Source organism: Streptococcus nasisuis (genome assembly GCF_040836615.1).
GTDB lineage: Bacteria > Bacillota > Bacilli > Lactobacillales > Streptococcaceae > Streptococcus > Streptococcus suis_V.
Genome location: NZ_CP162268.1, coordinates 1,353,729 through 1,373,550, shown reverse-complemented (window position 1 = coordinate 1,373,550; position 19,822 = coordinate 1,353,729). Strand labels below are relative to the sequence as shown.

Here is a 19,822-nt window from a genome sequence, read left to right as displayed (position 1 = left end):
ACTCCTCGTTTATTTTTTCTATATTATTACATCTTCTTTTTTTGCCGATACAATCAGCATCATTGGGCGTCGCATTTCATCCGCCATCCCCGGAATATCCATCATGTTCTCTGGCGGCTGTGGCTCCACAATCTGATTTATTATAAAACTATTTGAAAGCAGTGTATTTAGATATGTGGTCAGTGTTCTATGATATTTTGTAACCTTTTCTTCCAAAAACATAGCTGTCCGTTTGCCCTCATAATAATAATTGTCCACCGGGAAATGCAGTATTTCTCCTTTTTCGTTATAATACCAGTCTTGTGTTCCATGAGCAGTAAAAACAGGATGTTCAACTGTAAAAACTAAATTGCCACCAGCCTTCAGCATCCTATATATCTTTTTTATTAAATTCTCATAGTCTGCTACATAATGAAACGCAAGCGAACTTAGTATTACATCAAAGCTCTCCTCTGGGAAATCCACATCTTCTATGGCACAGCATTCATATTCAATCTGTGGAAAATGGGTTTTTCCTTTTGCTACTTCGAGCATTTTATGAGAAATATCAACACCTACTACAGAGGAAGCACCGTTTTCCATCGCATATATACAGTGCCATCCATAGCCGCATCCTAAATCAAGCACACGCTTACCCTTAAAATCAGGTAGCATCTTTTTCAAAGTCTCCCATTCTCCCGCACCAGCCAGTCCTTTCTGCGAGCGACTCATTTGACTGTATTTTTGAAAAAATATATTATCATCATATTTGTTTTCTTTCATCTGAACTCTCCTCGTTTAAAAAGTTATTTATCTCCGATACAATTTCATTCACTTCATTATAAAGCTTCTCGGTCATGTCGTAGCATTCAAAAAGTGAGATACCGAGTACTTCAAAAATATGATTTACCTTCTCGGTATATTTTTCAGGTTTATGTTCAAAAGTTTCAAGCAGTTTTATAGCTTTCTTTTCGTTGATACAATAAGCATTATTACATGCAAATAACACTTGATTTAAACATGAAACTATACGAAAAACATGACCCGCAATATAATATTTATCGTCTGTTCCCGAATTTGCTTTTACAAACATTAAAGAGAACCCTGCTTCAAACATAAAAAAGTTAACTAAACTTTTCTGCAAAGCATTGGGATAAGTTTCTGCCTGTTTTTTTAATTCGCATAAGCTTTCATTCTTAGCATATAGTATTTTGCTAATCGCTAATTCTCCTCGATACATTGCACTAATATCTATATCATTTATATACTCCCTGGCTCCGATAAATCTAAAGAAATACTGTCTTGATTTAGGTTCATGCGAGATGAAATCATTCATTTCATCAGTTGTAAAAGTATAGAACCCACCATCGCGTGGAATATTACCATAAATCATTTTAGGAACATCTGTTAATGGAATTTTTCGAGACAAAATTATCGGTCTAAAACTATCTGTTAAATACGGGCTAATTACATTAGTCTTAATTACCAGAGATATACCGTTTTTATTGGGAGATTCAAATAGAATTTTTTCATCTCTATCAAAATACGAGAATGAAATAATGACACAATGAACAGCAGCATTATCTTTAGACTCACTCCCCCATACGAAAGTTTTATAAGCAAAGTTAATCTTAATCCCCTTATCAATTAAATTTTTCCAAAGGTTTTCTATATGTACACCTTGAACGATAGAATTAGTTGAAACAAATGCTGTTTCAATCAAAGTCCCCCTCATGAAATTAGATGCAATTTCGTACCATGCCGAAACAAAGTCAAGACGACCTTGTTGATTATTGAAAATGCGCTTCATGTCATTTTTTTGTTCAATAGAAACATTCCTATGTCCCAAAAACGGTGGATTTCCGATGATGTAGTTGAGTTTGTCCTTGTCCACTACTATTTCCCAGTCAGTCGTTAGGGCATTGCCATGGTGGATATTGGTATAGGACTTGAGCGGTAGGAAGTCTAGCTCGGCATAGACGATTTCTTTGGTGGCATCTAGCATCTGGCTTTCGGCTATCCAGAGAGCTGTTTTGGCTACGGAGACGGCGAAATCATTTATCTCGATACCGTAGAACTGATTAAGCTTGACCTTGACCAAGTCGAGCTCCTCAACATCTAACTTGACACTATCTCCCATATAGAGCTTTATGGCTTCGTTTTCCAAGCGTCTGAGGGAGATATAGGTTTCGGTCAAGAAGTTACCAGACCCACAGGCAGGGTCAAAGAAGGTTAGACTAGCTAGTTTATTCTGAAATTGTTTGGCTTTTTGTTCCACCTTTTTGGCTTGTTTAAACTGGCGAATGTCATTTAGCTCATCTTTCAAGTCATTCAAAAAGAGTGGATCGATGACCTTATGGATATTTTCAATGGAGGTATAGTGCATACCGCCCGAATGGCGGGTCTCAGGGTTGAGTGTTGATTCAAAAACTGCACCGAAGATGGTCGGACTGATGTCTGACCAGTCAAACTGAGAACTAGCATGTTCCAAAATCAAGGCACGCAGCTCCTCGGTAAAGTTCGGAATTTCAATCTGTTTCTCAGCAAACATGCCCCCATTGACATAAGGAAAGGCAGCCAGGTCATCATCTAAATAAGGATCACGCTGTTCTATTGGTGTATCTAGCACATCAAACAAATCATGTAAGGCTCTACGAAAATCTCGACTCCCAAACCGTGCCAAATAATCATGAAAGGCTAGCTTATGCCCAAACAATCCTGAATCTTCTGCGTAAAGGCAGAATACGAGACGAACAATCAGCTGGTTGATTGCGTGCAGGCTATCAGGACTGTTCGGATTTTTATACTGTTTGAGCAGACCCTCATACATCTCATGGACAATTTCACCAGCCTCCATGGAAATCTGCATTTCCCGTTCTAGATGCTCATTCGACTTATCAACTAAAAATTCTAAACGGTAAAACTCTTGCTCCAAATCCACTAACTTGACAATCGTTGCCTCGGCATTAGGTTGCTCCATATCATAGATATAGAACTCCTTGAAATTGGACGTCACAATCCAACGTGGACGTTGTGAGTAGGGCAAATTAGCTGAATAGCGTTTGGCTTGTTGGAATGGAGTTAACAAAGAACCATCTGACTGTTTGATGGCCTTGTTCAAATCCTTATTGGCACCTTTTTGCTCGATCATGACCTTGGTTTTGTCTATATAGCCATCGATGAAACTCGTATGGTCCAACACGACCTTATCTTCAAAGGTGATGTATTCCGATGGATTCTCTATACCATAGACCGAACCCAATAAATCCAACCAAAATGACTGACTATCCTGACGCTCATTGCCACGACCTTCCCATCGAAGAATAAATTCTTTAGCTGCTTTTTTCTGACTTCTTAAATCCATACATATACTTCCTTTATGAACATTATAATAATTATATCATGGAAAACTAGGATAAATAGAGATTTTATGAAGAATTTATGAATCATTTGAAATAGATTTCCAAATAAAATCAGTATATCTCTGTTGACAAAAATTTTTCAAAATACTTGATTTAATGTTTCTTTTTAGATATACTAATACTGTAGATAACAAGAGTATTTACTAAGCGTTGAAGGTCTATGGTCGGTTGGTTTGACTGTGGCTGGAGCTTTACCAGGGTTATGTGTGAACACCTCAAGCCAACAATGAAAACACTCATTACTAAGGGCAGGTTATCCTGTCCTTTTTTCTAAGGAAATACATGGAATCATTATTACTCTCATCCGCAAGAAATTATAAAAACTCCTTTCAAAAACCTATCAAATTATTTTAGAACGAAAAGGACAGCAAACAACTCTCAATCTTACGTTTTCTGAGGAACATTTTGTACACTTTGCAGGTATACATAAGTTAAGAGGTTTATCTTTACCCACCAGATCTAAGCACGAAATCTATAATTTGATTTTGAAAAAAACAATCTCCGAAGAATTGCTAACTAGGTCAAATGGTTTTACTGATATATGTGGAAGGTTGCGTATTCTCGAAATACTCAAAGAAAGTTTTTCTTCACCAACTCTATCAGTACGATTTACAAAACTATATCCAATCAAGGGAAGCAAGATTCGATGGGAGTATCTATTAGAATTTACGTTCGACAATAAAATCGGTTATCTATTTCTTGATAGACAGAGAGATTCCAAAGAGCCAAATCAGTATATACCTGTTTCAACCTTTGAAAAATCAACTCGTGACTACACAATGAATCAAGTAAGGTATACAGTATTAGAGATAATTGAAATTGACCATCAAACTAAGCAAAGCACAACACTTTACTCCAGACCGAAAAAATAAGCTAGACCTCCAAAATCGGAAGTCTAGCTTATTTCATAATTCCATCCCTTTATCCTGTTTAGGTTTAGTTTGTTCTGATTTTGTTTGTTGGAATACTCTTTCAATGCTCCTAACGTTGAAGGTTTCTCTTCTTTCGCAGCCTTCTCCTCCAGGGATTTCTTTCTCGTTTTTAAGATTTTTATATTCTTAACAACAAGGTTACTGAAGAGTTTTCCTTCATACTCATCATACTTCATCTGACCTGTTAACTTAACAAAATCCCCTTTCTTTAATTGCTCTGCAAAGTCAGCCCGTCCGTTATAAGCTATTACCTTCGTAAATTGCGTATTCCCTTCTTCATCATTGCGTGCTATGGAAAAATTTGCAACTTTAAAATCCTCGCCATCCGCACCTCGAAATACGTTAACCTCGACATCTTTCGTAACATTGCCTACAAATTCAACATTAACTAAGGATATTTGGCTCTTATCAGTTTCTAATGTTTCAATAATAGCATCAATATTGGAATGCAACAAACCTGAAATTGAATCATCATCCATATAAGCCTGGTAGACTTGTTCCAACAGGGCTGGATCTGAAATATCCTTTACAATTGAAATAATGGCCTTGGTAAAGTCTGCATAGTTTTCTTTCAACATATTTCCTAAAGTTGATTTCATTTCTTCAAAATTCATATTACTTGCTCCTCTTCTATTTCTTCTTTCTTCTGACTTTTGTAGTCACGTTCATCAACTTCAGCTTTAAAAGCTTGAATTTGTGCTAATGTGGAAGGTCGTTTTTCCTCTCCATCGACATCATAAGTTGATTCAAAGGCATCACTATCCTTAATATCATGGTCATAACGGTCTACAATTCCATCGTTATCCATGTCATGATCAAGCGACTCTCTCGTATAAGGTAAACCGAGCATTTGACAGGTTGTTTTCTCATCAATTGATAGTAAATCGTCTTTGGTTGAATGTTCTAAAAATAATTTAAAATGCTGGGCTTGCTCCTCTGGTGTACTTCCATCAAACTGACCTGTACGAATATCTGAATCTGCGAAGGTTAATTTCCAAGAAAAATTGGACAAGTCTACACTATACTCAATATCATATCCACCAACGTTACTTTTGCTCTTGGCTAAGTAGACTAAATCTCCAGTTGAGAATATATCATTGAATTGTTCTACGTTACTATGAATTGATTCTTCGCAGAAGCCATACTCACGATCCAAAAAGTCAACAATCGCTGCTTTAACATCTTCAAGTAAGGGATTGGGATTATCCAGTTCTTCTACTTCGCCCATGTCCAAGATTCGATTGACCTCTGCTAAACGCAAGGTCTTTTCTTTTAACATATCTGCCTTTTCAAATGGTTTTGTCACCTCTTCTTTTGCTACCTGGAGCTTGTATTGGACATCTGACAGTCTATTTTCTAGCTTGGATAGTTCTTCATCAATTCGATCCAAAACGTTGTCTAAACGCTGAATATTGCCTTCTGGGCTTTCACCAAAATGACCATTGTAAGAAAGATTTCCCTCAATCACAAAATCCATTGCTTGAGCAATCTGATTGAAGAATGCTGAAACTTCAAATCCACGATAGTTGCCAATAGGCATACTGCCCTCAGCTGGAACCAATGGTAAAATTTTCATCAATTCTTCTGCTGCTTCTTTTTTGTCAGAATACGTCTTACCTAATATCTCCATTCCGTTAAATAGGCCATCACCTTGTACTTTAGGCTCACGTCTTTTAATATCTTCATTTACTTTTTCAATTTGCCCTTTTAATCGAGTAATCTCTGATGGATAATGTTTTGCAATTTTATCTTCCAACTGATAAAGGTTAGATTTATAATTGGATTCCAACATTCGTAACTTCGATACTTCAACATCTAAATCCATCTTTTCTTTAATAAGTGGATTACCAGTCGCAAGTGCTTTAATTTCTGCATAGTTCAAGGTATTCTCATCAACATCATCAGCCACGCGAACAGGTGTTTTTGAGGTCATAATTTGGGAGATAAACTTTTGCTTATTTTCAATGGTCTGCCAAAGGTACGCATCAAAGGTATTCTCGGTCACATAACGGTAGATATAGACATCCTTGTTTTCATTCCCCTGACGCACGATACGACCAGACCGTTGCTCCAAATCAGCCGGCCTCCAAGGAACATCTAAATCATGTAAGGCTATTAGTTTACTTTGAACGTTTGTTCCTGCTCCCATTTTCGACGTAGACCCAAATAAAATGCGAACATCTCCACTTCTGACCTTGGCAAAGAGTTCCGCCTTTTGCTTTTCATTATTTGCATCATGTATAAATGCTATTTCATTTTCTGGGATACCGAGTTCAATTAACTTGCCTTTCATATCATCATAAAGATTAAACGTTCCATCCCCTCTAGGTGTAGACATATCACAAAAAACTAGCTGTGCTGACCGTCGTTCGCTCGATTTTTCCCAAATAGAAAAAATATTTTTTGTGCAGACATTGACCTTGCTCTCAGGATCATCAGGTAGTAAGGTATTGATTAACCGTTGATCCAAGGCTATCTTTTTTCCATCATTTGTTATTCGCAACATATTATCTTCATGAGGCTCAACTTTTCTATTCCGAACCTTATCAGCTCGTTCAGATAAAGTCTTTAAAATTTCTTTCTGATGGTTCGTAGGTCGGGTTAAAATTGTTTCGTAATGAGCTTGGGGTGTTGGTAAATTCAAAAGGTCCGCAGTTTTAATATCAGCCATTTCTTTAACAAAGGACATGAGTTCAGGCAAATTATAAAATTTTGAGAATCGTGTCTTACTACGATAGGAGTCACCTTCTGGAGAAAGTTCGATGGCAGTAACTGTTTCACCGAACGTAGAAGCCCAGGAATCAAAGTGGTGTAAGCCTTTTTTCTCTAGGTCATCATATTGGAGATAGCGTTGCATGGTGTAGAGTTCACTCATCGAATTTGACACTGGTGTACCTGTCGCAAAAACAACACCCTTTCCACCCGTCAACTCGTCCAAATAACGACACTTCATAAACATATCTGAAGATTTCATAGCTTCAGTTTGGCCAATTCCTGCCACGTTTCGCATTTTGGTATAAAGATAAAGATTTTTGTAGTTATGAGCTTCATCAATATAAAGTTTGTCAACTCCCAATTCTTCAAAGGTGACAACATCATCCTTACGGAAATCATCATTTAATTTTTTTAGTTTGGCCTCTAGTTTCTTCTTAGTTCCCTCAAGTTGCTTAACAGTAAAGTTTTGGTCTCTTTGGTACTTATATTCTTCAATAAACTCAACTATATCTTGAATTTGACGTTTTAAGTGCTGCTCCTGATATTCCTTACTCATTGGAATCTTCTCAAATTGACTATGTCCAATAATAACTGCATCATATTCACCAGTCGCTATCCTACCAACAAAACGTTTTCGATTGGCAGGTTCAAAATCTTTTTTCGTGGCCACCATGATATTGGCAGCTGGATACAACTCCATAAACTCCCGTCCCATTTGTTCCGTCAAGTGGTTTGGAACAACAAACAATGCTTTATTGCTCATGCCCAGACGCTTACTTTCCATAGCACTGGCAACCATCTCGAACGTTTTCCCTGCTCCGACAACATGAGCTAGAAGTGTATTGCCTCCGTATAGTGTCCTCGCAATAGCATTTTTTTGATGAGGACGTAAACTTATATCTGCTGTCATTCCTTCAAGGGATAAATATTGCCCATCATACTCACGATTTCGTACAGAATTAAATTTCTCATTATAAAGTTTTTCTAAACGATGTCTTCGCCTTTGGTCCTTAAAAATCCAATCCTTGAAAGCCTCTTTGAGGAGTTCCTGCTTCTCACCTGCTAACATAGTTTCTTTCTTGTTTAGAACTTGTCTCTTATCACCACCATCAGTATAGACAGTATCGTACACTCTAGTATCACGCAAATTCAATGAATCTTCAATAAGTCGATAAGCATTTACCCTGCTTGTCCCATAAGTCAAATTTGCTAAGTCATTGCGACTATCCTGTGTCTTGCCATCAATCTTCCACTCTGATGTAAAAGGAGAAAAATGAACATTTATTGCTTGTTTAGCATAATAACCAGGCTGTAAAGTATCAAAAATAAACTGATTGATATCTGATGTAGGAATCCAAGTTGCACCAAGTCGTACCGATATTTCACTTGCGGTCAATTCTTTAGGCATGACTCCCTGAAGTTTATCTCTCTGAAATTTCAGTTCAATTAAATTATCAAGAACTTCCTTATCTGGATTTTCAATTGCTTGATACCTTTCAATGTAAAAATCCATGATTGCCATTTTCTCACGAATATTTCCACTTAGGTATTGGTCTGCTGGAACATACGTTAATCCCATTTCTTCCATCCCTTTCTCTGAAAATGGAAGTAATTTTGTTTCAGGATATAGGTAGGGAATATCGAGATATATCTCGCCTTTCAACTCTTTTACGAGAACTTCTCTCGGTTTGTCGGTCAACTTAGTCATATAGTCAAAGTCAACTCTTCCCTTTTCTGAAATTGAAAGTATCAAAGCTTCATGACTAGATTCACAATGCTCGACAACTTTTGCTTTAGCAATCGTCCGTTTAAAGAAAATATCCCCTTTCCCTGCAAACTTACCTTTATCCAGTTTCTCAATTGATGATACTAATGGATAGTTACTATCCTCACGCAAATTCCTACGGTTTAGTGTAGAGTTAATATAGTCATGATTGACTTTGAAAGTATCATAAGCTTTATTTAACCTATGTTGACTTTCTTGAATTAACTCATCACTAGCATTTTCTTTTTGGAGTTGAATGACTTCTTTCAGACTTTCGACAACCGCTAGATAATTTTTTAGTCTATTGATTTCCTTGTCTGTCATGTGTTGCCGAATCATCACCGAATCTTCACGAAAATAGGGAATTCCATCTATCATGGTATAAGAAAAATTCTTAACATGATCCAAAGCTGGAAGTATGTCCTGCCCATCATTGATTTGTTGATGGATTTTAATATTTGGTATCTCACCTTGAATTTCTTCAACGGCAGTTGTCAATTGCACACTCAAATTTTCCTCATTGGGAATACAAGCTAAACTTGGACCAAATCTCCCAGAGACTTCTGTCATTTTACCCAAGACCATCTCTGGATGATCTACAAAATACTTATTGTAAGTAAATCCATTCTCATCTCTTGCTAAATGTATCCAGTCAACATCTTGCTCTCGAATAACATCTCGCTTCTGCAAGAAAAGAATATCACTGGTAACTTCAGTTCCTGCCAAACCTTTAAAAGTTGAATTTGGTAGCCGAATGGCCCCCAATAAATCGCACCTATTGGCCAGATACTGACGGACTCGACTATCTTGTTTGTCCATGGTTCCAGAAGAGGTCACAAATGCAATCACTCCACCACTGCGAACCTTGTCGATAGACTTGGCAAAGAAATAATCATGTATCAAGAATTTTTCTCGGTCATAATCTCTATCCGAAACTTTAAAATCACCAAACGGAACATTTCCAACTGCCACATCGAAGAAATTATTTGAAAAGCTTGTATCTTCGTATCCTTGTATTTGAATAGTTGATTTTTGATATAGTTCTTGTGCAATCCTACCGCTGATTCTATCTAACTCTACACCATAGATTTTTGAATGCCCCATTTCACTTGGTAGGCGACCGAGGAAGTTTCCAACCCCACAAGAAGGCTCCAAAATATTACCGTTTTCAAATCCAAGATTCTTCAATCCCAGATAAATAGCGTCAATGACCATTGGTGGTGTATAAAAAGCAGTCAAGGTGGATTCCTTGGCTGCTTGAAATTCTTCTGGACTAAGCAATTCTGTAAGTTCATTTCGTGCTTCTAACCATTGTCCGGTTTTCTCCTCGTTAAAAACATCAGCCAGTCCACCCCATCCAACATATAAGGCAAGTGATTTCTGTTCTTCAAAAGTAGCTCGTCTACCTTCCAAATCTAATTTTTTTATGATTCGAATCGCTTCTAAGTTATTGTCTAAGCGTTCGGAGGGAGAGAGTGAATGTGGTAAATTATCTAGAATGTAGTTGTCTAATAAATCAGGTTTCCTAGTGGACTGTGAAGGAGTGAGATGGTCTGCTGAATTGATAACTTCCGCAACAGGTATTATATCATCAACACTACTATCATCAAAAGCTGAATCATCAAAGAGATCCAACTGCTCATGCTGACTGATTTTTTCTATCAGCAAACTAGTTTCTAGGTTTTGAACATACTCATCAATTTCAAACTTAAAACGGTCCTCTAACTCTACAACATAGCTAACCTGACCAACTGTATCAATTCGTGCTACAAATTCATCTTCCAAAAATACATTAACTTGACCATTGTCCAGTTTATCAAATTCAAATAATGGTGATTCTTGAAAATTAGAGAATATCTGTTCATTGTATTGGTAAAGCTTGCTTTCGTCATCAGACAGATACGTCTCATTTTCTAAAAGTCTATCAATTTCACCTGCAACTTTCCTCCAACTAAATGTTTCGTTATAACCATCAGCCTTTCTTGTCAAGTGCAAGCCTCTGGAGTCATAATTGTAGGAAATAGGAAAATTTGGACCAGTAGCACCACCCCATCCATATTCTTTTTGTAAAAAATGAGCTTGAATTTTAATATCTTCCTGACTAGAAAAAAAGTGAGCAACTCTAAGTCGCCCACCTCGTGTACCAGTACCTTTTCGAAGTACATCATGCAATTCTTCAAGTGATATTTTATCTAAATGTAAATTAGATTCTCCCTGACTTGTTCCTTGACGGATTGACGAAGATTGTTCATCTGGCTGATCCAGCTCAACATATCCTTGGTCTTCAAGTCCTCGGTCAACTTCCATTCTTGAATCAGATGACTTTCTATTTGTTCCGCCATGCTCTGTGATTCTTTCTCCACTGCTATCAAATGTGGAATCAGCTGTCCTGTCTGATATAATTCCAAAAGTAGTTCGGTCTTGTTCTCTTCCTTGCTCAGAAACTCCAATCTTTCCTTGGAGTAGAGAGCTTTCCCAATCTCGTCCCGAATCTGTTGATTGGTTCGAAGGGTCTGTAGTGTTAGACGATAAATCACCTCTACTATCTCCTCTGTTGATTGACAGTGACTGAAGTCGTTGACTGTCAAGGTCGTGTTCATCTTCTCGATCAGTAATGCTTGATTCATCTCTTTGTCCTCCTCTTTCTTCTACAACCTCATTATACCGCTCAATCAGTTCTTTTGTCTGCTCTTTTAATGCAATTTTCTCATACTTTTTTTGATGAATAATCCTGAGAATTTTTTGCGACATTCTGGTCAAATAATCACCAAATATCAGAAACTGACGTGGGCTAAATTGACCGAGACCATTTTCTAGCAAGTCTTGGTTCAGTTTTAGTGCAATTCCAAGTCTATTTGATAATACTGCTTCAAAACTTTGTTCAATAAAGCGTAATAAGTTTGATTCGGTTTCCACATCTAAATTCATTCCGACAAGAACTTTTGAACCAATACCTTTCGTTGCAAGATTTGCAAGATAGCGAATTGCAGCAGCCTCATTTTCTGGTCTAAGCGATAGTCTCTCATGAACAAGGTCTGCTAAAATGGATAGATCCTGACCTGCTTCATATTGCCACTCCACAATTGGCTTGTTATCTCTATTCGTCAAAACTGTCTGACTTATGTCAAATACATATCCAATTGACATTTTGGATTGTTTATTTAATAAAATTGGAATCCCTTTTTGACCTCGTCTAACAATATGGTCAACTGATTTCCAGGATTGAAAGTCTGAGCATAAACTGGCTGTCGGTCTCTGATGAATAATGCTCAATTGATTTTGAAAGTCAAAGCCAACAACAAAGCCCAAGCGTGCTAACAGTCTCTGATAAGCATCAACATCTGAGAGATAGTAACTGGATAAGTCTCCGACATAGTTGGCATAATCTTCAACTCGCATGACTTCTCCTTTCTATCCCTATAAAACATGTTCGGACTTAGGTTTGTTCGTTTGCTCTTTTTCAGGGACTGGACAAGCAAAGTGCTGACCAAAATCCACTTTATTATCATCTTCATCTTTAGAGATAACTGTTACAGAAGTTCGAACCACATCCGATACACCAGTAGAGCGAATGGTATACGACTGGCCGTAAGCCATAAAGCAAAGATTTCCTTCGTCAGTCAAAAGAACATCAACTCCATTTTTTATGTCTTGCTCCGCAATAAAATCGAAAATATTATGAAGAAATGATTCATAGTCTAAAGGAACATTCATTTCCTTATGATAATCATCCTCGAATCGTAATTGAAATTCCGAATGGTAATCTGGTAGCGACAAAAGTTTTGATATAATATCGTCTATCTCCTTGTCATGTCGCAAAGATTCTTCGTAATTGCTTTCGTAAATTGATTTCTTGTGTAATAGTTTCATTTGATTAACTCCTTCTGATAAATTTGTTTTATGATTGCCTCTAGAACTGGTACTACTATGGAATTTCCGGCTTGTTGATAGAGGATACTGGATTTCTTGTTGTTTTTTTCTGGATATACAGTTCGTAATAAATCAAAGTCTAAATCAGTAAATCCCATCAAGCGGAAACATTCTCTTTCTGTTAGATAGCGATATTTCCCATTTGTAAGTTTAATAAACCCAGCATTTGGCACTCGTGTTTGCTTCGTAGAAATGGTATAGCAATAATCTTGAATGATATGAACTCGTTCAGTAAAAACTGACTGACAAGCTTTTTCAATATATTTTAGAATTGAAGGTTGGGTGACCAGATACTTCTCGGCTACATCTTTCTCCAAAAATACCTGCATCGACGGAGATTTCATGCGTTCCAATTTTGAAAAATCAAATGGGTTAACTTCGCCAAGAAAACTCACTACAAAGACACGTTTCCGTTTTTGAGGTATTCCAAAATCATAGCTGTCCAAAACCCAATAGCAAGATGAATAGCCTAAATATTCCAGTTCAGATAGATAGGTCTCAAATGTTGGTTTCATTTTCTTATCTAGTACACCTACGACATTCTCCCAAATAACCCATTTAGGTTTTTTGACAGCATTTTTTAAAATCATAATTGTCTCAAACAATAGTGAACTTCTCGTAAACGAACCTTTCCTTCCCCCTCTTTTTAGTCCAGAACGTGAAAAATCCTGACAAGGACTACCATGCATTAACAGGTCAATCTGAACATTTGGTAAGGAATACCCTTTAACGGATTGAGGAATAAAATTCTCGTTATAGAGGACGTTATAACTTTTTACACAATTCCTATCTATTTCAACAAAGTCTATCAATTCATGAGGGACCTTCTGATTTAGTAGTGCTTTCCGAAAAGCACCAATTCCTCCAAATAATTCAACAACTCTCATGGTTTTCAACTGCTTTTCCCTCCTTTTCTATAGCGGCTAATCTCTTGCCAATTTCATAAACAACAGGTACCGTTACTGCGTTACCTGCTTGCTTATACAATTGCGAATTGGAAGAAACACTACTGGCTCGATTAAATGCCCAGTCAGGAAAACCCTGTAAACGAAAACACTCTCTTGGAGTTAATTTACGAATCCGCAATTGATTCGTTACAACTCCAAGAGAGTTACCAGTTACTAAGGTTTGAGCAACCTGTTTTCCAACTCGTCCTCTACGAAAATTTGATGATGGATAAGCAAAATTAAGCGAGTCACCTTCAACAGCAATCTCGAATCCCTTATTTGTATTTGAACGTATGTAAAGTCCTCGTTTTCTCGGAATGCGTTTTTCCAAGACAACTCCGTGTCGGTCTTGTGCCGTTAACGTCAACATGGGTTCTGTTGGGTCTTTCATCCGCCGTCCCCTTTGCCTTTTAACCAATCTATCAGGTGTTAGGATAGGATAAGCAATTTTTACCCCCTCACCTTTATTAGTAGTCAAAGCGGGCGAAATTCCGCTCGATGAATATACATTTCCATTTAACCCACTTCCTGAAGGATTTATATTTCCTAGACATGTTGGACTTGATAAATTAGTCTGTTTACTTTTTCGTCCGAGAGGAAAAATGAACTGTCGACTTCTTCCTCTAGAATGTCCAATAATATAGACTCTTTCCCTGTGTTGAGGGACACCAAAATATTTGCTGTCAAGTACTTGCCATTCAACATCATACCCCAATTCATTAAGCGTGGTGAGTATAGTTCGGAACGTCCTCCCTTGGTCATGATTGAGTAAGCCCTTAACGTTTTCAAGTAGTAAAAACCGTGGTTGGATTTGTTGGGTCGCTCTAGCAATCTCGAAGAACAGAGTTCCTCTAGTATCTTCAAATCCCAATCTTCGTCCTGCGAGCGAAAATGCCTGACAAGGGAATCCACCACAGATACAATCAATTTTTCCTCGGAGCTTGCGGAATGACTTATTGGATATTTCTCGTATATCATGAAATTCAACTTCTCCTCCCGTATCAAAAATAGCTTGGTAGGAATTTCGAGCAAAGCGGTCTATTTCACAAAAACCGACACAAATGTGACCAGCTTGTTCAAGTCCTAATCGAAAACCTCCTATCCCTGCAAATAAATCCAAAAAATACATTTTTCCTCCTTTCTTACAAAAGAAAAAAGCGACTAGATTTCTCTAATCGCTCTAATGATTAAGTATCAAAACGTTTTATTAAGTCTGAAAATACTCAGGTTTTATTTTATCAATCAAGGTGCTAGCTATGGAGTTAACCCCAACATGCATCAAGATTGGATCTTCAAAATCTACCTGACTTGCATACTGTCTTGAAATTTGATGTGCAACACTAGCCTCAAGTTTGTATTTAGATGCTTCTAACAAAGCCTGTGCTAATTCATTACTATACAAATCAACAGGGCTAATCACAGTTTTTGCCATTGGTCTAACTCCTTTCCATCTTCAGATAAATATATCTTATTTACCTTCATTATATCACAAAAGTCTTGATTGTGAATGGATAACTGCTTAAATGAGAATGGCTTACGAAATTCTTATAAAACATCTGTTTTTGAAATTATTCCAGCCTTATATTTTTGAAGTAAACCTGTCGGATTATCATCCGTCTGAACTCCATATATAAAATCAAATTGATGAATCCGTTCACTTGAGCGAAGCCTATTCTGAAACACAAACTCAGCAAAATCTATTACATCATTAGAAGCCTTATGACTATTGAAATAGTGACACTTGTATTTAGAAGTTGTAAAGATGGAAGGAAAATCTGTCAGTTCAAACTCTAAAATAATCCCTTCCTCATCGACATTCCCCAAAAATTTCGAACTAGCATTATTGGCATTTAGAAATTCTACCAAACGATTGATATATTTTTGAGCTTGTTGAAAATCCGAAGTGATATAAAATCCAGCACCAAAATCGAGTTCATGTCCTAAGTTGAAATCTACCTTTATCCCTTTCAACAAAGACGGAAGATGTCTTTTTAAAGTAGCATGATACCATTTATTATGTGATAAATTTTTAATTTGCTTACTTGTTAAATCCATTTCAATACCTCTATAGTCATTATACAAAAAAGGAAAACAATGTCAAACTTCCTCTTCTCCTTCACTTACATAATCATCATCTTCTTCAAATTCTTCAAAGTTGTGTTCTTTCTTGGGTTTAATGACCTTCATATAATACCCTGCACACAAAACTCCAATAAGAAATAGACCGATAATAATGTAGTTACCAGCTGAAGATTTTTGTTTCGATTCTTCTTTCTTGACAGGTTTTTCTTCGACAACTTCTTCAATCTTTTGTGGTTTGACTGCAACCGTATTAGTTGATTCAATTAGGTTAAGCAAATCCTGTTCTGAAACTTCTGTTAGTAATTGGACATTCTGTCCACCTTTATCATGATCAATAATCAGATGAAACACCTTACCTGATTTACTCGTGAATGTGACAAATTGTCGCTTAGTTGCAACAGATTCGGTAATTTCATAATCTTGATTATTAGCATCAACATTTTCTGTAACTTGCCCCTTAGCATTGCTTTGCTCTGAGGCTTGAGGATTAACCGAAATTGCTACTGGCTGACTATTTGTGTCTAGATTTGGAGAGCTTGCATAAATAGTTTGGCAACCACTAAAAAGCATAACCAACCCAGTCAACTTCACAAAACTACTTAATCGTTTCATGCGACAACTCCTTTTCAAATAGGACTTTTTTAGTAAATTCTTCAAGTGATAGATTTGATTTTTCAAAGACAACGATGACCTCTTCATAAATTAAATCTTGTTCATCCTGCAAAACCTGAGCCAAATCTTGGTCAAGTTTTTGCTTTTTTTCTAGTAACTTTTCTTTCTTTTTTTGCAACATTTGAATATCTTTACGCATATATTCCTCCTTATAATCCAAAATTGATGTAATAACATTGTGCCGCCATCTCCCGAGGAAGATAGCCTGTTGAAATCACGAATTCCCCTTTAACATTCATTTCTGATATAACGATACTACCATCAGGATTAACTCGCTCGACAAACGCAATATGACCGTAGGTAGGGTCCGCATAGGGTACAGTTGGTGGCATACATACTGCGGTACCAGCTCGTGCCTCCCGACTAACTGGATAACCGTATTTTGCAGCGTAGAAAGCCCACTCTCCTCCATTTCCCATTGGGGAATGTTGGATTGGCTTTCCAAGTTGTGAAAAGCGATTATATACATACCAGGTGCATTGCCCAGGGTAACCACCATTTAAGGCTGCAACATGGCTAGGATTTGGTGGTGGAAAATTACCACCTGTCAAATTTACGTCGTAAACTGATGATACATTTCCTGGAAGACTGATTCCTGTACCTGAAGGAAAAGAAGCTTCTAAGTTCCCTTTCGATTCTCGTAGTATCTTATAATGTTCTAAATTATGTGGCTTACTCGCAAATGTTTCATGAACTAGACCATTCATATCTTTTTTTGAAACCGTTGCGACTAATTTTCGATACAAATATGGAACTCGTTTTTCTACAATAGTTTTCTTCCCACTTGTGTCAAGCACTTCTTCCTTGACTGTTCGGTACCGGATTTCCTTCTCCTCTTGGTAGGAAACATGATACATCTGCTCAAATAATTGTCTCATCGCAGGTTCAACACTTGCTTGGTCTTTTATTTCACCGAAACGAGCTGTCAGATAGGCTAATAAGACATGCGGATCATGGCCAATTTGTTCCCTACCTTTTACAATGTATTCATCATATCCAGGTTTCGACTCCTTCAATCTCGTCAACTGATTGGATAATGTCAATTCATAAGTAGAGAAAATGTGATTTAAGGCAATTAGCATTTCCTCTGAAGATAAATAAGATGTAGTGGTAAGTTGGAAAGAAACTGATGATAGTGCACCGAAAATAAATTGACTATTAGAGTAAACAACCGTCAACAGTGAAAATACAGCCAAAACCAAAACTAACATACTCTTCCATTTTGTGGTAATGTATTGAACGAATTGATTAAGTATTTTTATTGCTTCTTCTTTTATCCTGTCTCTGAATCTAGGAAGGTGTTTCTTACGTATTTGTTGCCTCAATCGATGACGATACATCGCTTTGCGGTAGAATGATTGCCGTTTAAAAGTTTTATCTTCCTTCAACAAACGATACTTATGTCGAAACTCCAACTGTGATTGTCTAATCTTTGCCTTCTTTGTCAGTTTCTTCAAAGTCTTTTTTCGATTAGATTTTTGGGCAATCTTCATAGTTGTAGTTGCATGGATATTCATCGCTTTTGTTGTTGCATCCACTGCCACATTCTCCTCAGCCCCCGCTTGAAGATAACTAGCTGCTAGAAACTCACTATTGGCCATTACTGACATTACTTTTTTATATGGAGTTCTTTGGATTCGACCAAGTTTACTTTTTTCAATGTTTTTTAATAAACGGTTATTCTTCCTATCCTTGACGAATTCAATAGGTTCATTTACTAATGAATTTATCTTTTCGTGTACCTGTGCCTGTCCATTTGGAAATCTGAGTGGTTTATTTGGTTTTACCTTAATGTTATTTTTTGACGGAAGACGCCCCTTATATGTTTGATTCATAGTTGTTTTTGTCAAAGCATAAGTTGGTCTTCTATCAACAGGTAGTAGGCTAGTATTTGACGTGGGTTTGGATACTAAATAATCAATTTGACTATCTTTGTTATTAGTAGAATCTAGAATAGATCCCTTATCAACAATTACTTTTGCTTCCTTTTTTACCTGTCTACTTGAAAATTGCTTTCTTGTTCGTGTTGAAAACTGATTCTCTCCAATCTTTACCTTTTCAATGACAGCATTTGATTGCAGAATATTACTTGAGAATAGGCTAAATTTTGATTGATGTAACTTTTTTGACCAGGCATTTATAGACTGATCTGTTTGTCCAACCGTAATTGTATTATCATTAAGATTTGGCTGAAATTGCTCTGAACTTTGACAAGCTTCATCAATTAGAGTATCCATTTTATCATTTTGAAGGTGCTGACTATTCTTTACAAACATTCTTCTGATATTCGGATTTTTTGATTCATCAGAAATGATGATTTGAGGGTTTCTATTGCCCGGAATAATCCGACTTGAAAGAATAGAATCATCATTAACTTTTACATTCCTATCACCTTCAATTATTGAAGCTGTCTCAACAAAACCAGTGGAATCTGCTTCATTTTGAGATAACTCTAAACTAGTTTCAAATGGTGATAAAGGTCTATCTGAGAAAATATTGCCACGCTCTTTAACTAACTCACCTTGACCGTGTATTCTTCTCTTCTTTATTCTAAGTTTAGAAGTATTTTCTTGGCTTTGGTGATGAATAAGTTTTGTTTCCCCCTCATTTCTACGATGGGAAAACTTTGAGTCTGCATCAACGATTCTACTTTGATTAGTCTCAAATCTACGAAATGGACTTTCGGGATTTTTTCGAACATTTGACTGATTGCTCAGATCAACGCTTTTTCCCTGAATATTACTAGTTCTTGACTCTATATCCCTATGCTTCTTTATATATAATTCAGTTGAATTAACAAAGTCTTCATGTATACTTACAAGTTCAGGAGGTCGGGCATCCATCTCAAGAGGGGGTGGTTGAATATCCTCCTCAAAACTTGTTTTGAATTCAGAATGTAAACTAGTCTGGACAGTAGTTGCGTTGTCGTTCTGTGTTTGTGAAAAATTTTGACTTTCAAAAGAATTACGTTGATTTAATTGAACTTTTCTCCTCTGTGTCGGTGGCCTTGATTCAACTTGTAATCTTTCTGCTGGATGAGATTGTTGCGAACTTTCCTGATTAACCATTTTAGTTCGTAAACTATCAAGTTGTATAGTTGATTTGTTTTCATCTTGATTGTTTGAAAGTATTTGCATGGATTTAACATTTGATTTATTGTGAATATGATTCTTTTTTTCTGACGTATCACCTTTAAGATGGTTACTCTCTAGTTTACTTCCCTTATGAATAATTTGGTGCTGAAAGCGAACTTTCTCATCAACTGCTCTCCCAGAAAAATCTTGCACTTCTTTCCGTTGTCCTATATCAGGTTTTGATTTTGAATAATGTTTCTTATTGGTCTCGCGGACCATTCGTTTTGACTTTCCCATTTCTCAC

11 protein-coding genes and 4 pseudogenes are annotated in these 19,822 nt (G+C 36.8%); 1 reads left to right on the top strand and 14 read right to left on the bottom strand.

Features of this window, described 5'->3' with window-relative positions:
- Positions 1 to 18: 18 nt before the first annotated feature.
- The 3 genes and pseudogenes from AB1F57_RS06900 to AB1F57_RS06890 form a co-directional block, all read right to left on the bottom strand.
- Positions 19 to 762 (bottom strand): class I SAM-dependent methyltransferase, encoded by a 744-nt coding sequence (locus AB1F57_RS06900; protein ID WP_367985532.1) that lies wholly within the window; start codon positions 760 to 762, stop codon positions 19 to 21.
- Positions 743 to 1,228 (bottom strand): annotated as a pseudogene (locus AB1F57_RS06895) (nucleotidyltransferase domain-containing protein); the annotation flags it as partial. The gene AB1F57_RS06900 and the pseudogene AB1F57_RS06895, both read right to left, overlap by 20 nt.
- Positions 1,229 to 1,243: 15 nt before the next feature.
- A pseudogene (locus AB1F57_RS06890) lies at positions 1,244 to 3,343 on the bottom strand (DNA methyltransferase); the annotation flags it as partial.
- A 393-nt stretch (positions 3,344 to 3,736) separates the two neighbouring features.
- On the opposite strand from AB1F57_RS06890, the pseudogene AB1F57_RS06885 reads away from it, so the two are divergent.
- Positions 3,737 to 4,273 (top strand): annotated as a pseudogene (locus AB1F57_RS06885) (PBECR4 domain-containing protein); the annotation flags it as partial.
- Positions 4,274 to 4,296: 23 nt separating this feature from the next.
- Here the strand turns inward: AB1F57_RS06885 and AB1F57_RS06880 are convergent.
- From AB1F57_RS06880 to AB1F57_RS06830, 11 genes and pseudogenes are all read right to left on the bottom strand, one after another.
- Positions 4,297 to 4,947: a single-stranded DNA-binding protein gene (locus AB1F57_RS06880; protein WP_367985531.1), complete on the bottom strand. Its 651-nt coding sequence runs from the start codon at positions 4,945 to 4,947 to the stop codon at positions 4,297 to 4,299.
- Positions 4,944 to 10,319: pseudogene (locus AB1F57_RS06875) on the bottom strand (DEAD/DEAH box helicase family protein); the annotation flags it as partial. The pseudogene AB1F57_RS06875 and the gene AB1F57_RS06880, both read right to left, overlap by 4 nt.
- Positions 10,320 to 11,005: 686 nt before the next feature.
- Positions 11,006 to 11,413, bottom strand: coding sequence for a TnpV protein (locus AB1F57_RS06870; RefSeq protein WP_367986338.1), 408 nt, complete (start codon positions 11,411 to 11,413; stop codon positions 11,006 to 11,008).
- 817 nt (positions 11,414 to 12,230) lie between these two features.
- Positions 12,231 to 12,683: a hypothetical protein gene (locus AB1F57_RS06865; RefSeq protein ID WP_105209170.1), complete on the bottom strand. Its 453-nt coding sequence runs from the start codon at positions 12,681 to 12,683 to the stop codon at positions 12,231 to 12,233.
- Positions 12,680 to 13,639, bottom strand: a complete 960-nt coding sequence (dcm, locus tag AB1F57_RS06860) for a DNA (cytosine-5-)-methyltransferase (RefSeq protein ID WP_105209171.1) — start codon at positions 13,637 to 13,639, stop codon at positions 12,680 to 12,682. Before dcm (AB1F57_RS06860) ends, AB1F57_RS06865 begins: the two co-directional genes overlap by 4 nt.
- Complete coding sequence (gene dcm, locus AB1F57_RS06855; protein WP_105209172.1) at positions 13,617 to 14,819, bottom strand: DNA (cytosine-5-)-methyltransferase; 1,203 nt, start codon at positions 14,817 to 14,819, stop codon at positions 13,617 to 13,619. Before dcm (AB1F57_RS06855) ends, dcm (AB1F57_RS06860) begins: the two co-directional genes overlap by 23 nt.
- Positions 14,820 to 14,897: 78 nt before the next feature.
- Positions 14,898 to 15,122, bottom strand: a complete 225-nt coding sequence (locus AB1F57_RS06850; RefSeq protein ID WP_367985530.1) for a hypothetical protein — start codon at positions 15,120 to 15,122, stop codon at positions 14,898 to 14,900.
- A 113-nt stretch (positions 15,123 to 15,235) separates the two neighbouring features.
- A complete protein-coding gene (locus tag AB1F57_RS06845) occupies positions 15,236 to 15,745 on the bottom strand; it encodes a DUF3990 domain-containing protein (protein WP_245169942.1) in 510 nt (169 codons plus the stop codon).
- A gap of 42 nt (positions 15,746 to 15,787) precedes the next feature.
- Positions 15,788 to 16,384, bottom strand: coding sequence for a CD1107 family mobile element protein (locus tag AB1F57_RS06840; protein ID WP_161951252.1), 597 nt, complete (start codon positions 16,382 to 16,384; stop codon positions 15,788 to 15,790).
- Positions 16,368 to 16,583, bottom strand: a complete 216-nt coding sequence (locus AB1F57_RS06835) for a hypothetical protein (protein ID WP_027973788.1) — start codon at positions 16,581 to 16,583, stop codon at positions 16,368 to 16,370. Before AB1F57_RS06835 ends, AB1F57_RS06840 begins: the two co-directional genes overlap by 17 nt.
- Before the next feature lie 10 nt (positions 16,584 to 16,593).
- Complete coding sequence (locus AB1F57_RS06830) at positions 16,594 to 19,815, bottom strand: CD1108 family mobile element protein (protein ID WP_245169941.1); 3,222 nt, start codon at positions 19,813 to 19,815, stop codon at positions 16,594 to 16,596.
- Positions 19,816 to 19,822: the final 7 nt, after the last annotated feature.

Bases quoted from the DNA above. Each gene is read 5' to 3' on its own strand.
- AB1F57_RS06835 (WP_027973788.1), bottom strand. From the start codon at position 16,583: ATGCGTAAAGATATTCAAATGTTGCAAAAAAAGAAAGAAAAGTTACTA.
- AB1F57_RS06870 (WP_367986338.1), bottom strand. From the start codon at position 11,413: ATGAACACGACCTTGACAGTCAACGACTTCAGTCACTGTCAATCAACA.
- AB1F57_RS06865 (WP_105209170.1), bottom strand. From the start codon at position 12,683: ATGAAACTATTACACAAGAAATCAATTTACGAAAGCAATTACGAAGAA.
- AB1F57_RS06900 (WP_367985532.1), bottom strand. From the start codon at position 762: ATGAAAGAAAACAAATATGATGATAATATATTTTTTCAAAAATACAGT.
- dcm (WP_105209172.1), bottom strand. From the start codon at position 14,819: ATGTATTTTTTGGATTTATTTGCAGGGATAGGAGGTTTTCGATTAGGA.
- AB1F57_RS06880 (WP_367985531.1), bottom strand. From the start codon at position 4,947: ATGAATTTTGAAGAAATGAAATCAACTTTAGGAAATATGTTGAAAGAA.
- AB1F57_RS06830 (WP_245169941.1), bottom strand. From the start codon at position 19,815: ATGGGAAAGTCAAAACGAATGGTCCGCGAGACCAATAAGAAACATTAT.
- AB1F57_RS06850 (WP_367985530.1), bottom strand. From the start codon at position 15,122: ATGGCAAAAACTGTGATTAGCCCTGTTGATTTGTATAGTAATGAATTA.
- AB1F57_RS06840 (WP_161951252.1), bottom strand. From the start codon at position 16,384: ATGAAACGATTAAGTAGTTTTGTGAAGTTGACTGGGTTGGTTATGCTT.
- AB1F57_RS06845 (WP_245169942.1), bottom strand. From the start codon at position 15,745: ATGGATTTAACAAGTAAGCAAATTAAAAATTTATCACATAATAAATGG.